Annotated in this window: 16 protein-coding genes; 2 read left to right on the top strand and 14 right to left on the bottom strand. The window is 60.7% G+C overall.

From position 1 onward, the window contains the following. Positions 1–66: 66 nt before the first annotated feature. Positions 67–204 carry a hypothetical protein gene (locus WDZ78_RS21410; RefSeq protein ID WP_425674182.1) on the bottom strand — a complete coding sequence of 46 codons (138 nt, stop codon included), beginning with the start codon at positions 202–204 and terminating at the stop codon, positions 67–69. Between the two features lie 211 nt (positions 205–415). On the opposite strand from WDZ78_RS21410, the gene WDZ78_RS21405 reads away from it, so the two are divergent. Further along, the gene (locus tag WDZ78_RS21405; RefSeq protein WP_026363369.1) at positions 416–718 is read left to right on the top strand and encodes a putative quinol monooxygenase; all 303 of its coding nucleotides are present in this window, start codon (positions 416–418) and stop codon (positions 716–718) included. Positions 719–780: 62 nt separating this feature from the next. Here the strand turns inward: WDZ78_RS21405 and WDZ78_RS21400 are convergent, their stop codons facing one another. After that, positions 781–2,682: a bifunctional sugar phosphate isomerase/epimerase/4-hydroxyphenylpyruvate dioxygenase family protein gene (locus WDZ78_RS21400; RefSeq protein WP_425674225.1), complete on the bottom strand. Its 1,902-nt coding sequence runs from the start codon at positions 2,680–2,682 to the stop codon at positions 781–783. A gap of 119 nt (positions 2,683–2,801) precedes the next feature. Between WDZ78_RS21400 and WDZ78_RS21395 the strand changes: the two genes are divergently transcribed. Further along, on the top strand, positions 2,802–3,497 hold the full coding sequence (locus WDZ78_RS21395; protein WP_020009045.1) for a TetR/AcrR family transcriptional regulator: 696 nt from the start codon (positions 2,802–2,804) through the stop codon (positions 3,495–3,497). Here the strand turns inward: WDZ78_RS21395 and aroQ are convergent. From aroQ to pcaD, 12 genes are all read right to left on the bottom strand, one after another. Further along, on the bottom strand, positions 3,469–3,912 hold the full coding sequence (gene aroQ, locus WDZ78_RS21390) for a type II 3-dehydroquinate dehydratase (protein ID WP_425674181.1): 444 nt from the start codon (positions 3,910–3,912) through the stop codon (positions 3,469–3,471). The genes WDZ78_RS21395 and aroQ overlap by 29 nt on opposite strands. Then, positions 3,909–4,778: a shikimate dehydrogenase gene (locus WDZ78_RS21385; protein WP_026363368.1), complete on the bottom strand. Its 870-nt coding sequence runs from the start codon at positions 4,776–4,778 to the stop codon at positions 3,909–3,911. Before WDZ78_RS21385 ends, aroQ begins: the two co-directional genes overlap by 4 nt. Positions 4,779–4,850: 72 nt before the next feature. Beyond that, positions 4,851–5,609, bottom strand: coding sequence for an amino acid ABC transporter ATP-binding protein (locus tag WDZ78_RS21380; protein ID WP_425674179.1), 759 nt, complete (start codon positions 5,607–5,609; stop codon positions 4,851–4,853). Between the two features lie 29 nt (positions 5,610–5,638). After that, complete coding sequence (locus WDZ78_RS21375) at positions 5,639–6,478, bottom strand: transporter substrate-binding domain-containing protein (RefSeq protein WP_425674178.1); 840 nt, start codon at positions 6,476–6,478, stop codon at positions 5,639–5,641. Positions 6,479–6,508: 30 nt separating this feature from the next. Continuing rightward, complete coding sequence (locus tag WDZ78_RS21370) at positions 6,509–7,348, bottom strand: transporter substrate-binding domain-containing protein (RefSeq protein WP_003505503.1); 840 nt, start codon at positions 7,346–7,348, stop codon at positions 6,509–6,511. Between the two features lie 40 nt (positions 7,349–7,388). Continuing rightward, the gene (locus WDZ78_RS21365; RefSeq protein WP_060727295.1) at positions 7,389–8,039 is read right to left on the bottom strand and encodes an amino acid ABC transporter permease; all 651 of its coding nucleotides are present in this window, start codon (positions 8,037–8,039) and stop codon (positions 7,389–7,391) included. Between the two features lie 10 nt (positions 8,040–8,049). After that, positions 8,050–8,718 carry an amino acid ABC transporter permease gene (locus WDZ78_RS21360; RefSeq protein ID WP_003505505.1) on the bottom strand — a complete coding sequence of 223 codons (669 nt, stop codon included), beginning with the start codon at positions 8,716–8,718 and terminating at the stop codon, positions 8,050–8,052. Between the two features lie 364 nt (positions 8,719–9,082). Next, positions 9,083–10,144 (bottom strand): 3-carboxy-cis,cis-muconate cycloisomerase, encoded by a 1,062-nt coding sequence (locus tag WDZ78_RS21355; RefSeq protein WP_020009038.1) that lies wholly within the window; start codon positions 10,142–10,144, stop codon positions 9,083–9,085. A 12-nt stretch (positions 10,145–10,156) separates the two neighbouring features. Continuing rightward, positions 10,157–10,777, bottom strand: coding sequence for a protocatechuate 3,4-dioxygenase subunit alpha (pcaG, locus tag WDZ78_RS21350; RefSeq protein WP_020009037.1), 621 nt, complete (start codon positions 10,775–10,777; stop codon positions 10,157–10,159). Positions 10,778–10,779: 2 nt separating this feature from the next. Continuing rightward, a complete protein-coding gene (gene pcaH / locus WDZ78_RS21345; RefSeq protein ID WP_425674177.1) occupies positions 10,780–11,520 on the bottom strand; it encodes a protocatechuate 3,4-dioxygenase subunit beta in 741 nt (246 codons plus the stop codon). After that, positions 11,517–11,936, bottom strand: a complete 420-nt coding sequence (gene pcaC / locus WDZ78_RS21340) for a 4-carboxymuconolactone decarboxylase (RefSeq protein WP_060724453.1) — start codon at positions 11,934–11,936, stop codon at positions 11,517–11,519. Before pcaC ends, pcaH begins: the two co-directional genes overlap by 4 nt. A 3-nt stretch (positions 11,937–11,939) precedes the next feature. Beyond that, a complete protein-coding gene (gene pcaD / locus WDZ78_RS21335; protein ID WP_425674175.1) occupies positions 11,940–12,737 on the bottom strand; it encodes a 3-oxoadipate enol-lactonase in 798 nt (265 codons plus the stop codon). Positions 12,738–12,765 lie beyond the last annotated feature (28 nt).

The following is a 12,765-nucleotide window of genomic DNA, read 5'->3' as shown; positions in this document are numbered from 1 at the left end:
TCGGGCAGGTGCGTGCTGGACGACGCCATGGGCAAGGACGGGGATGTCGCGAGGAGCTGCATGTCTTCAGGCCGTTTTGTCGGCGGAATGCACATAGGCCGTCGCCCGCAGACGCGGCACATTCGATGTCACCGAAGCGCCGAAGGCAACCTCATGAATGTCGGCCGGATGATTGGCGTCGGCCGCAGATTCGACGATGCGCATGTAACTTAAATTCCCCACCCTTGTTTTGCCGAAAAAGCTAACAAAACCGAACAATCATGTCCAGAGTGTTGAACAATTTTTGTGTACTGCTCTACAAATGCGCAGCTGCATCGATTTTGAGCGCGGGTTCCTGAAGAATGCTTCGCAATGATGCGTGTATTCCAGGATAATTGTCGTTAAAAACCTTTGAGAAGAACGATGAGGAACGGGAATGCCGGGCATGAACAACAAGGCAGGCGCAGTCAGGCTGAGGGGCTTTTTACGGTGCTTGTCCAAGGATGATGTCGAACTGGTGCGACGCCACCTTCCCGAACATCTGCGTCTGACCAGAGCGGAACCCGGCTGTCTTTCCTTCGATGTGTCCGAGACGGACGATCCCCTGATCTGGCAGGTGGAGGAGCTTTTCGCCGACCGTGCCGCCTTCGATTTCCATCAGCAGCGGACGCGGGCATCCGAGTGGTTCACAATGACTTCCGCCATTCCACGCGACTACGAGATAACGACATTGGCGTGAATGAAAACGGGCCGCAGCGGCATTCCTGCCGGCTGCGGCCTGTTCGGATTCTGCGCCGGGACTTATTCCTTCGGCATGCCGACCGGCGGGGCGAGCCGTCGTTGTGCGGCAATACGGAAGGGCGCGTTCATTGCGCCATAACCGCCATAGGCCCCGCGCCTTTCGATGATTTCGAAGAAGAAACCCTCGCCGAAGGTGCGGCTGTAGATCTGGAAATATTCGCCATTGTCGTCGCGGTCATAGAGAATGCTCGCGGCCCGCAGCGCGTCGGAAAATTCCGGCTCCAGCCCGAAACGGGCTTCCAGATCGTCGTAATAATTGCGTGAGATCGGCAGGGCGTGGAAACCGCGCGCCTGCATCGCTCTGGCCGTTGCGAAAATATCGTCGGTGGCGAAAGCGATGTGCTGGATGCTGGTGCCGAAGCCCTCGGCCAGAAATTTGCCGGCGAAGGTCTTGCGATTATCCGCACCGTTCATGGTCAGGCGGAAATGCGGCGAGGGAACGCTTTCGATGGCCTGGCTGCGTACCAGCCCGCCCGGATCGACCACATCGACCATCGGCGTGCGGCGGGTGGAAAACAGCGAGGTGTAAAACAGAAGCCAGGTCAGCATTTCATCATAATGCGTTGTTTGCGCGAGATGATCGATGCGCTTTAACCCGGCATCGCCTTCCCCTTCCGGGATGCCCGTGGAGACGAATTCCTTGTCCCAGATGGAGGCGAGCGCCGGCGAAGCATCAAGGAAATAGATGACGCCGTTGCCCACACCCTGAATGGCGGGAACGGCGACTTCGCCTGATTTGCGCGGCTCGGCGAAGGTGGGCGCGCCGAGCGCTGCGGCCCGGGCAAGCGCCGCCCCGGCATCATCCACCTTCAGGCCGAAGGCATAGGCATTGGTGCCGTGGATGGAATAGGACGCACCGGCGAAACTGTCGCCGTCATCGCTGGTATTGATAACGATGCGGATGTCACCCTGCGTATAAAGATCGACACTGCGGTTGCGATGCCGTGCGGTTTTCTCAAAACCAAGCGTGGCAAGCAGAGCTTCCAGATTGGCCTTTTCTTCCGGCGCGGTGGTGAATTCCACGAATTCAACGCCTTGCGTCTCAACCCGTTCCGGCATGGCGGGCACATCGATGCGGATATCCGGTTCGAGACGCCGCACCTGATCCATGAGGTTGATAAGCGAGCGGTGACCGTCTTCGGCGAGCAGGCGCGCGGAGCCGCCGCGGAACTGGTCGTTGAAGATTTCGAGCGATATCGGGCCGCTATAGCCGGTTGCGGCCACGGCGCGCATGAAATCCACGACCGGCAGATCGCCTTCGCCCGGCATGTTGCGGAAATGGCGGCTCCAATAAAGCAGGTCCATGTCGATCAGCGGCGCATCGGCCAGCTGCACGATGAATATCTTGTCGCCGGGAATGGAGCGGATCGAATTCGGGTCGATCTTGCGCGACAGCGTGTGGAAACTGTCGAGAATGATGCCGACATTGGCGTGGTCTGCGCGGCGCACCACTTCCCAGGCATCACGGTGATCGCTGATATGGCGGCCCCAGGCCAGCGCCTCGTAACCGACGCGCACGCCGTGTTTCGCCGCAAGCTCCCCCAGTTGATGGAAATCGGCGGCGGCGCGGTCGATGCCGCCGAGCGAGACCGGCGAGACATTCGAGCAGATCAGCATCAGGTCGGTGCCGAGTTCGCCCATGATATCGAACTTGCGCTGCGCTCTCTCGAAGGCGCGGGCGCGGTGCGGTTCCGGCATGCCCTCGAAATCGCGGAAAGGCTGGAAAAGGGTGATATCCAGCCCGTGGTCGGCGGCCAGCGCCTTCACCTCGCGCGGCGAGGCGTCATAGGCCAGGAAATCATTCTCGAAAATCTCCACGCCGCTGAAACCCGCCTTGGCGATGGCCGCCAGTTTTTCCGGGAACTCGCCGCTGATCGACACGGTTGCGATGGATGTGCGCATTGGCATGCCGTGTCCTGTTGTGTCATAGCTCGCCATATTGCCTTCCTTTTCAGCCTTATGTACTAATTGGTTAATAAAGGGGACGCCGCCGGATGGCAGCCCCGTCCAGGGAATGAAGCATGAGCAAAAGCACGACCTTGAGCGACGCCCGCGATACCCGGCAGGCGAAACGCGACCCGGAAGGGGTGCGCCGGGACATTCTTTCGGTCGCGATGGAGGAGTTTTCGCAAAACGGCCTGTCGGGCGCGCGCATAGACGAGATCGCTGCCCGCACGCGAACCTCCAAGCGCATGATCTATTATTATTTCAGCGACAAGGAGAGCCTTTACCAGCGCGTGCTGGAGGAGGCTTATGCCAAGGTGCGCGGCGGCGAAAGCGATCTGGAGCTGGACGATCTGGAGCCGGCGGCGGCGCTCGACAAGCTCTGTCGGTTCACCTTCGATCACCACAGGCGTAATCCGGCCTTCATCCGCATGGTGATGATCGAGAACATCCATCATGGCCGGCACATGCAGTCTTCCGAAACGATCCGCCAGTTGAACCGCCCGGCCATCGACGCGCTGGAAGGCGTGCTGCTGCGCGGCCAGAAGCGCGGCATCTTTCGTGAAGGCATCGATGCGCTGGAACTGCACTGGCAGATCAGCGCGCTGTCCTTTTTCAACGTCTCGAACGTCGCGACCTTCTCGTTCATCTTCGGCGACAGCCTTTATACGGACAGGGGCCAGGAGACATTGTCGCGGCATGTCAGCGACATGGTGTTGCGTTATGTGCTGACGCCCGCCCATATCACGACGGGCGCGAAAGACGGCCGATGAGGTGGCGCAGCGCCACGTCATAACCTTCGATGCCGAGACCGGCGATCACGCCTTCGGCGCGGGTCGAGACATAAGAATGGTGCCGGAAAACCTCGCGTTTGTGGATGTTGGAAATGTGAACCTCGATCACCGGCCCCTCGAAGGCATTGAGGGCGTCGAGGATGGCCACCGAAGTGTGGGTGAAGGCCCCCGGATTGATGACAATGCCCGCGGACTTGCCGCGGGCTTCGTGAATCCAGTCGATCAGCTCATATTCCCGGTTGCTCTGGGCAAAAAACAGATTGTGGCCCGCGGTTTCGGCGATCCCACGGCAATTGGCCTCGATATCGGCCAGCGTTTCATAACCATAGATTTCCGGCTGGCGCTGGCCGAGCAGGTTGAGGTTGGGGCCGTTGAGGATGGTGAAAAGGCTCATGCGACCCCCTCCGCCATGCAAAGCTCGGTGAAATGCGCGGTCATGCGCCCGGCATCCGGTTCGCGGCCGCAGAAGAGGCGGAATGCGCCAACGGCCTGAAACACCGTCATGCCGCCGCCGGGCAGGGTGCGACAGCCCTTTTTCGCCGCAGTCGCCAGCAGCTCGGTGACGAGCGGCATATAGACGATATCGGCCACCCAGTGCCGCTGTTCGATGAGATCGGCCGCAACCGGCATGCCGGGATGGGCGGGCATGCCCATTGGCGTGGCGTGGATCAGGCCATCGGCAAAGGGCAGCGAGGCGGCGGGATCGTTCACGGCATGCGCGCGGCCTTCGCCGAAGCGGGCATTGAGTTCCCGGGCCAGTTGTTGCGCCCGCGGGAAATCCCGGTCGAAAATGTCGAGACTGATAATATCGAGCTTCAACGCGGCATGGGCGACCGCCACACCCGCGCCACCGGCGCCGACCAGAAGCGCCCGGTCACGCTTGGCATCCGGCAGGCCGCGAACGAAGCTTTCGTAAAAGCCGTACCAGTCGGTATTGTGGCCGATGCGGCGTCCATCCTTAAAGACGACGGTGTTGACCGCGCCCAGCATGCGGGCATCGTCCGACAGTTCGTGCAGATGCGGTATGACGGCCTGCTTGAAGGGATGGGTGATGTTGGTGCCGGCAAAACCGCGCGACTCCAGCTCGTCCAGCAGGTCGGGAAGGGCGCTGGCCGGCAGTTTGCGGGCGGTGACATCGACAAGCTCGTAGGAATAGTCGAGACCATGGGCCGCCCCTTCGCGCATGTGCAGCGCGGGCGATTTGGAAAGTTGTATATCGGCGCCTATCAGGCCGACCTTGAAGGATGTTTTCTCTGTCATGATCACGTGTCGCTCATCGGACGGTGTGGGAGAGGCGGGATTATTCCCGCCCGCCTTAAGAGCGCGCGAACCTCAGTGGTGGGCGAGAATTTCGCCGAGGAACGTGCGCGTGCGCTGGTGCTTGGGATCGCGGAAGAATTCCTCCGGCGGGCCTTCCTCGATGATCTCGCCTTCCGACATGAAGATCACCCGATCGGCCACCTGCCGTGCGAAGCCCATTTCATGGGTCACGCAGATCATCGTCATGCCGTCGCGGGCAAGGCCGATCATGGTGTCGAGCACTTCTTTCACCATTTCCGGGTCGAGCGCCGAGGTCGGCTCATCGAACAGCATGGCCTTCGGTTCCATGCACAGCGCCCGGGCGATTGCTGCGCGCTGCTGCTGGCCGCCGGAAAGCTGGGCCGGGTACTTGTCGGCCTGGTTGAGAATGCGCACGCGTTCCAGATATTTGCGCGCCGTCGTCTCCGCATCGGCCTTGGAAAGACCCTTCACCCGCATGGGTGCGAGCGTGCAGTTTTCCATGATGGTCTTGTGCGGAAAGAGATTGAAGCTCTGGAACACCATGCCCACTTCGCGGCGAACCGCATCGATGGCGCGGCTGGAATCCGACAGCGTCGTTCCCTCGACCGTGATCTTGCCCTCCTGGATCTCCTCCAGATGGTTGATACAGCGGATGAGCGTGGATTTGCCCGAACCGGACGGGCCGCAAAGAACGATTTTTTCGCCTTTGCGAACCGTCATATTGACGCTTTTAAGCGCGTGGAAGGCTCCATACCACTTTCCTACCCCTTCAAGGGTGATCAGCGGAGCCTGAGCGGCGGATTGCGGCATGGAACTTTCCTTCATGCTTGGCAGCAGTTTTAGTTGATGGTGTAGGGAATGTCGGGAAGCGAGGCCGGAAACTGCGGCACCGGGCGCTTCATCCATTTGGCGTAGACTTTCGCGAGGTCGCCATTGGCCTTGATCTTGTCCAGATAGGCGTTCAGCGCTTCGTTCCAGTCCTTTTCGCCGGGGCGCGTGGCGGCGCTGTTATAGAGGGTCACGAGGTCGAACTTCACCTCATAATCCTTGCCGCCGGCGGCCGAAAGCCGGTCGCCATAGAACTGGTTGCCACCGATCGCCTCGATTTGGCCCGACAGGATCGCCTGGATGGTGGCGGCGTCGTCATCGAAACGAAGGATATTCGCTTTCGAACCCGCGCCGGCGGTCAAGGCCGTGTCCATCGGGCTGGATTTCGGCGCACCGACCGTCATGCCCGTCAGATCGTCGAAACTGGCGATCTTCTTGTCCTTCGTGGCATAGACCGACATGACATTATGCGCGTAAGGCTGCGCATATTGCACGTTCTTCGCGCGCTCCGGCGTCATCCCCATCGATGCGAACAGGGCGTCCACCTTGCCGGTGCGCAGCGAAGGAATGCGGTTGGCGACTGCGAGCGGCACGAATTCCACCTTCAGCCCCAGATAATCCGCAAACCCCCTCGCCAGATCGGCATCATAGCCTTCCTGAACGCCGGTGGAATTGATGAAACCCCAGGGCGCATTATCGCCCTGGATACCGATTACGACCTTGCCGCTGGCTTTTGCCTCGTCAAGGGTTCTGGCATCCGCCGCTGCGGGCGTCAGAACGGGCAGCAAAGCTGCCGCCAGTCCCGCCGCAACGGTTGCTCGCCAACCCCTGAGGGTTTTCAAGATCCTCATTGCTTTTCTCCTCCCAAATCCAGACAGCCGTTACTTCACGGTGAAAGGGATGTCGGGCAGGCTGTCCGGGAAGGCCGGAACTTCGCGCTTCATCCACTTGTCGTAGATCTTGGCGAGCTGGCCGTCGGATTTGATCTTGTCGAGGAAGGCGTTGACGGTTTCGTTCCAGTCCTTTTCACCCGGGCGGGTGCCGGCGCCGTTATAAAGCGTCGTCAGGTCGAACTTCGGTTCGTATTTGCCTTCGGCAGCCTTGTTCAGGCGGTCGCCGTAGAACTGGTTGCCGCCGACGACCTCGACCTGGCCTGAAATCAGCGCCTGAATATTGGCGGCGTCATCATCGAAGCGCAGGATATTGGCCTTGGAGCCGGCGCCGGCGGTAATCGCCGTATCCATGGCGCTGGATTTCGGCACGCCGACGTCAATACCGGTCAGATCGTCATAGCCGCCGATTTTCTTGTCCTTGGGGCCGTAGACGGAGAGCACGTTGCCGGCATAGGGCTTGGAATATTGAATGGTCTTGGCGCGTTCTGCCGTCATGCCCATGGTCGCAAACAGGAGATCGACCTTGCCGGTCAAAAGTGCGGGAATGCGGTTGGCCACGGCGAGCGGCACGAATTCCACCTTGACGCCGAGATAGTCAGCAAAGGCCTTGCCGATATCGGCATCGAGGCCGTCCTGCACGCCGCTGGAATTGACGAAGCCCCACGGCGAGTTGTCGCCCTGAATGCCGATGACGACCTTGCCCTTGGCCTTGGCCTCTTCCACCGTGCCGGCGAAAGCATCGACTGGTACGACGAAGGGCAGGGCAACCGTTGCCGCGGCGAGCGCGAGCAGGGCGCGACGAGAGAGTTTCATGCTGGTGGTTTTCATCTTTGGCTCCTCCTTACAAAGCTGATGAGTTCTTCACGACTTAGCGGGTTGCGGTCTGCAGCCGCTTTTCAACGCTGGCGCCCCACAGGGAAAGCGGCCAGCAGATCAGGAAATAGATGACGCCGACGAGGGCGAAGACGGTGAGCGGGCGGAACGTCTGGTTGGAGACGATCTGGCCGGCGCGCGACAGCTCGACGAAGCCGACAATGGCCGCAAGCGAGGTGCCCTTGATGAGCTGCACGAGGAAACCGATGGTGGCCGGCAGCGAAATCTTGAATGCCTGCGGCAGGACCACGTCCTTCATGCGCGAGATGTAATGCAGGCCGAGCGCATTGGCGGCTTCCGTCTGGCCCTTCGGCACCGCCTGGATGCCGCCGCGCCAGATTTCGCCGAGAAAGGCGCTGGCATGCAGCGTGAAGGCGATGGCGACCGCGATCCACGCATCGACATTAAAGCCCGCAAGCGCCACGCCGTAATACACCACGAAAAGCTGCATCAGGAGCGGCGTGCCCTGGAAAACGGCGATGTAACCGGTGCTGGCGCGCTGGATTGCCGGGCTGTCTGCGACGCGGGCAAGCGCCACGCAAAGGCCAAAAACGCCGCCGCCGATAAAGCCGATGATGGTCAGCGCAAGCGTCCATTTCAGACCTTGCAGCAGGAAGAAGAGTTCGTTGGGACCGATGGATGCCATTGTCTTTTCCTCACTTGACCGGATAGCTGAAGGATGCACGGGAGATGAGCGAGAAAATGCCCATCATCAGCGAGGAAATGACCAGATAAAGCAGCGTGATCGAGAAATAGACCTCGAAGGACCGGAACGTATCCGCCTCGATCTTCTGCGCCACCGAGGTCAGCTCGTAAGCCGCGATCGAGGTGCAGACCGAGGTGGTCAGCGTCAGCATGATGAACTGGCTGGTGAGCGACGGGTAGACTGCCCGCAGCGCCGGCTTCAGGATGATATGGCGGAAGATCTGCGTGCGGTGAAGACCGAGCGCCAGTCCCGCTTCAACCTGGCCCTTGGGAATGGAATCGACACCGCCGCGAATGATTTCAATCGCATAGGCGCCGCCGTTCAGAGCCAGCGCGATGATGGCCGTCACCGTCGGGTTGAGCTTGATGCCGATCTGCGGCAGGGCGAAGAAGATGAAGAATATCTGCACCAGAAACGGCGTGTTGCGGATGGCTTCCACAAAGCCGATGACGAGCCCGCGCAGCAGCTTGAACCGCGAGCGGCGGGCGACCACGCCCAGAACGCCGATGACGGTGGCGAGTGACATGCCCGCAATCGCAAGGCCGATCGTCGCCAGACACGCCAAAAGCAGCTCGGGCAGGCGGTCTATGACCGCCGAAAAATCGAGACTGTAAGACATTCTTCCTCCCAACCCGTTCGGGTCCGGACAGGCGTTTCGCCTTGCCCGCATCGCTTTGGAAACCTTGCGGCGCCAAAGCCCTCCATTTGTCGGTGCCACTGCAGGTTTCAAACCCTTGTCGGCGGCGTCCTGTTAATCTTAATGTTTGTACCAGTTAGTTCATTTTTGTGTCAAGCGCTATGTCCGGTTAAAAAGCAGCTTCCGCGCTGTTTTTTCATTCTCTGTATTTTTGAATAAAGTCTTTTTTATCAATGACTAATGCGAAGAAGCGCAAGCGCTTTCCACGCGTCGTCGAGCCGCCTTCGGCCTGCCGTTCGGCAGTGTCCGGAAGCCCTGTTGGCACACCAAATGGACCGCCTTGCGGCTAGTTTTCGCCTGCGCCCAGCCTGTCTATCTGCCCCGCCAATCGCTCGGCGATCAGCAGCGAGGCGCCCGTTGCCGTCACCATTTGCGGAAGCGACAGCCATTCCAGCATCCAGCCGGCGCCCGACCTTTCCTGTTCGTGCACCAGAGACTGGTGCAGCGCCGATATCTGCACGGCATTAAAGCGTGCGAGCGTCACCAGCGTTTCGGCATTGACCGGGTTCTGTTTGTGCGGCATGGCAGAGGAGCCGCCGCCGCCGGAGAGAAGGATTTCCCCACCGAGTTCGGCCATCAGCGCGATATCCTGCCCGAATTTGCCGAGCGTACCGGTGATAAGCGAGAGAATATTGCCGAATTCGGCGATGCCGTCGCGCTGGCTCTGCCATTGCTGTCTGTCTGCAAGGCCGAGCCGTTTTGCAAGATCGGCGCGCACCGCTTCGGCATTGTCGCCGAGCTTTTCCAGCGTGCCGGCAGCCCCGCCGAACTGCAGGGAAAAACCGCCCTGCGTGAAGGTTTCCAGACGCAGCAGGTGACGTTCCAGCGGTGCGATCCAGCTTGCCGCTCGGTCGGCCACGGTGATGCCGATGGCGGCCTGCATGCGGGTATAGCCCGTCAACGGGTTATGGCCGTCGCGGGCCGCAATGTCTCCCAGCGTGTCGATGAGGTGACCGAGCCGGGCAGCGATGATTTCCGCCGCCATCTTCAACCGCAGCATCAGGCTGGTATCGATGACATCCTGGCTCGTTGCACCGAAATGCACCTTGTCCGCCGCCTGACCGGCGACCGCGGCCCGCATCTGCCGGATGAGTTCGGGAACCACAACCCCGTCCTTTGCGACGCCGTTGCGAAGCCCGGTCATATCGGCGGCAAAGTCCGAAAGTCCCGAGACGATCGCTTCCGCCACATCCTCGGAGATGATGCCGGCCTTCGCTTCCGCCTGCGCCAGCCCCGTCTCGAAACGGACCATGGCGTCGATATCCGCTCTTGCCGAAAACAGCTCGACGATTTCACTGTCGCCGAAAAGGCCGGACAGAAACGGATGCTCGAAGGGGGAAAGGCTCATCTTCTGTCTCGCTCAAATATCGAAAAACACGGTTTCGCCTTCGCCCTGAAGGCGGATATCGAAACGATAGACGTTACCTTGCTCCTTCTGGGCGACAAGCGTGGCGATGCGGCTCTTCTGCTCAACACGGGCAAGAACCGGATCGGCAGCGTTGGCCTCCTGTTCTTCCGGGAAATACATGCGGGTCTGCAGGCCGATATTGATGCCGCGTGCGACGATCCAGAAGGTGATGTGCGGCGCCATCGGCCGGCCGTCGCGGAACGGCACCGTACCAGGCTTGATCGTCTCGAAAACGAACTCGCCGGTATCCATGTCGCCGGGCGAGCGGCCCCAGCCGATGAAATTCGGGTCGGCCTTGCCGCGCGTTTCGCTGGGGCTGTTGTAATACCCATCGGTATCGGCCTGCCAGATTTCGATCAGCGCGTCTTTGAGCGGCATTCCCGCGCCGTCATAGACCGTGCCGCGCACGCTGATGCGTTCGCCGCGCGCCTTGTCGTTATAAAGCGGGCCGGAACCGAGATCCTTTTCGAACACACCTTCGATGCCGACGAAGTTGGGCGTGCAGCCGATATGCACATAGGGGCCCGCCGTCTGCGAGGCGGTTTCCTTGAAATAGTTGAGCGGCTGAACCATGGTCAGTTGCCCTCCATGCGGTTTTCGAAAAGGGTCGAGCGGCGGCCGCGCAGGACGATATCGAACTTGTAGGCGAGCATATCCATCGGCAGCGTCGCATTCATGTCCAGCGGCGCGATCAGTCTTCTGATCGCATCCTCATCCGGAATGGTCTTGACGATCGGACATTTCCAGATCAGCGGATCGCCTTCGAAATACATCTGGGTGATGAGGCGCTGGGCGAAACCGTGGCCGAAGACCGAGAAATGGATGTGGGCCGGCCGCCAGTCATTGACGCCGTTCGGCCAAGGATAAGCGCCCGGCTGGATGGTCTTGAACCAGTAATAGCCGTTTTCATCGGTGATCGTGCGGCCGACGCCGCCGAAATTCGGATCGATGGCGGCGAGGTAGCTTTCCTTCTTGTGGCGGTAGCGGCCGCCGGCATTGGCCTGCCAGAATTCCACCAGTGCGCCATCCACGCCGCGGCCGCGCTCGTCCAGCACCCGGCCGTGCACCAGAATGCGGGGGCCAACAGGCATTTCGCCGGGGCGGGCATAGTTGAGGATGAGATCGTTATCCAGCGGGTTCAGCATGCCATGGCCGAAGACCGGCCCGGTGATCTCGCTCCTGGTGCCCTCAAGCGAAATCAGAGCGCGCTGCTGCGAGCGCAGGATCGAGGTCTTGTATCCGGGTGCATAGGCCAGCGGGTGAATATCGCGGTTGCGCGCGAAGAACGGCCCGGTTTCGGGCGGTTGGTTGCTCATTTCGTCTCCTCCTCGCTGGAACTATCGGCTTTCATACCGGCCAGGGCAAGCTTGGCGATCTTGAAAGCGTGGTTGGCGGCGGGCACGCCGGCATAGATCGCCACATGCAGCAGCGCCTCGCGAATATCCGCTTCGGTGGCGCCGGTATTGGCGGTGGCGCGAACATGCATGGCCAGCTCCTCATCCTGCCCGAGCGCAGCGAGCAGGGCGATGGTGACCATCGAGCGCTCCCGCTTCGTCCAGTGGTTGCCGGACCACACAGTTCCCCAGGCGGCTTCGGTGATGAGCTGCTGGAAAGGCTGGTCGAAACCGGACGTCATGGTCTGCGCCCGGTCCACATGGGCGTCGCCGAGCACGGAGCGGCGGGTTTTCATGCCCTGTTCGAATCTTGCGTTCTTGTCGATATGGTCCGCCATCGGTCAATGCTCCGGCAATGTCTTGATAAAAATGGTGGCTGCCTGCGCGTAAGCGAGCGGCTGTTCAAGGCAGGGAATGTGGCCGCAGCCGGCGATGGTGACGAAGCGGCTTGCGGGAATGAGACCCGCCAGCGATTGCACCAGTTCCGGCGGTGTCGAGCCGTCCTGATCACCCGCGATACAAAGCGCCGGAACGGCGATACGCCCGGCCTTTTCGGTAAAATGCGCATCGCGGATGGCGGCGCAGGTGCCGCTATAACCGGCTTCCGGTTGTTGCGAGAGCATGTTGCGCGCGCCGGCATAGGCGGCATTGTCAGGCTGGCGGAAGGAGGGTGTGAACCAGCGCTCCATGACGGGATCGACCAGCGAGGTGAGGCCATCGGCGGCGATCTTGTCAATGCGGGCATTCCACATCTCGGCTGTGCCGATCCTGTGGGCGGTGTTGCTGAGTATGAGCGCGCGCACCAGGTCTGGACGGCGGGCATAAAGCCCCTGCGCAATCAGGCCGCCAACGGACAGACCCCAGATGATTGCGCCTTTTACGCCGAGATGATCGAGCAGCGCGATCAGGTCAACGGCGTGATCGTCGATGGAATAGGGAGCGTGCCCGACATCGGAAAGCCCGTGGCCGCGCTTGTCATGCAGCACATAGGCATAATCATCACCGAGCGCTTCGATCACCGCATCCCAGATGCGGAAATCGGTGCCGAGCGAATTGATGAAGGCGATGACCGGCTTGCCTGTGTCCAATCCCTTGACGCGATAATGGATCACGGTCTCGCCGCAGCGCAGAAAATGCATGATGTGCTCCTCCTGTCAGGGATATTGC

The organism is Agrobacterium sp. M50-1 (genome assembly GCF_049843495.1).
GTDB classification, from domain to species: Bacteria; Pseudomonadota; Alphaproteobacteria; order Rhizobiales; family Rhizobiaceae; genus Agrobacterium; species Agrobacterium radiobacter.
This window is presented reverse-complemented; position numbering and strand designations above follow the sequence as displayed.

What these genes read in the sequence shown, in the direction of transcription:
- aroQ (WP_425674181.1), bottom strand. Translation starts at nt 3,912, where the DNA reads ATGAGCCTTTTCACCATCCTCAACGGCCCCAACCTCAACCTGCTCGGC.
- WDZ78_RS21395 (WP_020009045.1), top strand. Translation starts at nt 2,802, where the DNA reads ATGAGCAAAAGCACGACCTTGAGCGACGCCCGCGATACCCGGCAGGCG.
- WDZ78_RS21365 (WP_060727295.1), bottom strand. Translation starts at nt 8,039, where the DNA reads ATGGCATCCATCGGTCCCAACGAACTCTTCTTCCTGCTGCAAGGTCTG.
- pcaC (WP_060724453.1), bottom strand. Translation starts at nt 11,936, where the DNA reads ATGGCGGACCATATCGACAAGAACGCAAGATTCGAACAGGGCATGAAA.
- WDZ78_RS21370 (WP_003505503.1), bottom strand. Translation starts at nt 7,348, where the DNA reads ATGAAAACCACCAGCATGAAACTCTCTCGTCGCGCCCTGCTCGCGCTC.
- WDZ78_RS21355 (WP_020009038.1), bottom strand. Translation starts at nt 10,144, where the DNA reads ATGAGCCTTTCCCCCTTCGAGCATCCGTTTCTGTCCGGCCTTTTCGGC.
- WDZ78_RS21385 (WP_026363368.1), bottom strand. Translation starts at nt 4,778, where the DNA reads ATGACAGAGAAAACATCCTTCAAGGTCGGCCTGATAGGCGCCGATATA.
- WDZ78_RS21410 (WP_425674182.1), bottom strand. Translation starts at nt 204, where the DNA reads ATGCGCATCGTCGAATCTGCGGCCGACGCCAATCATCCGGCCGACATT.
- WDZ78_RS21360 (WP_003505505.1), bottom strand. Translation starts at nt 8,718, where the DNA reads ATGTCTTACAGTCTCGATTTTTCGGCGGTCATAGACCGCCTGCCCGAG.
- pcaG (WP_020009037.1), bottom strand. Translation starts at nt 10,777, where the DNA reads ATGGTTCAGCCGCTCAACTATTTCAAGGAAACCGCCTCGCAGACGGCG.
- pcaH (WP_425674177.1), bottom strand. Translation starts at nt 11,520, where the DNA reads ATGAGCAACCAACCGCCCGAAACCGGGCCGTTCTTCGCGCGCAACCGC.
- WDZ78_RS21405 (WP_026363369.1), top strand. Translation starts at nt 416, where the DNA reads ATGCCGGGCATGAACAACAAGGCAGGCGCAGTCAGGCTGAGGGGCTTT.
- WDZ78_RS21400 (WP_425674225.1), bottom strand. Translation starts at nt 2,682, where the DNA reads ATGCGCACATCCATCGCAACCGTGTCGATCAGCGGCGAGTTCCCGGAA.
- WDZ78_RS21380 (WP_425674179.1), bottom strand. Translation starts at nt 5,609, where the DNA reads ATGCCGCAATCCGCCGCTCAGGCTCCGCTGATCACCCTTGAAGGGGTA.
- pcaD (WP_425674175.1), bottom strand. Translation starts at nt 12,737, where the DNA reads ATGCATTTTCTGCGCTGCGGCGAGACCGTGATCCATTATCGCGTCAAG.
- WDZ78_RS21375 (WP_425674178.1), bottom strand. Translation starts at nt 6,478, where the DNA reads ATGAGGATCTTGAAAACCCTCAGGGGTTGGCGAGCAACCGTTGCGGCG.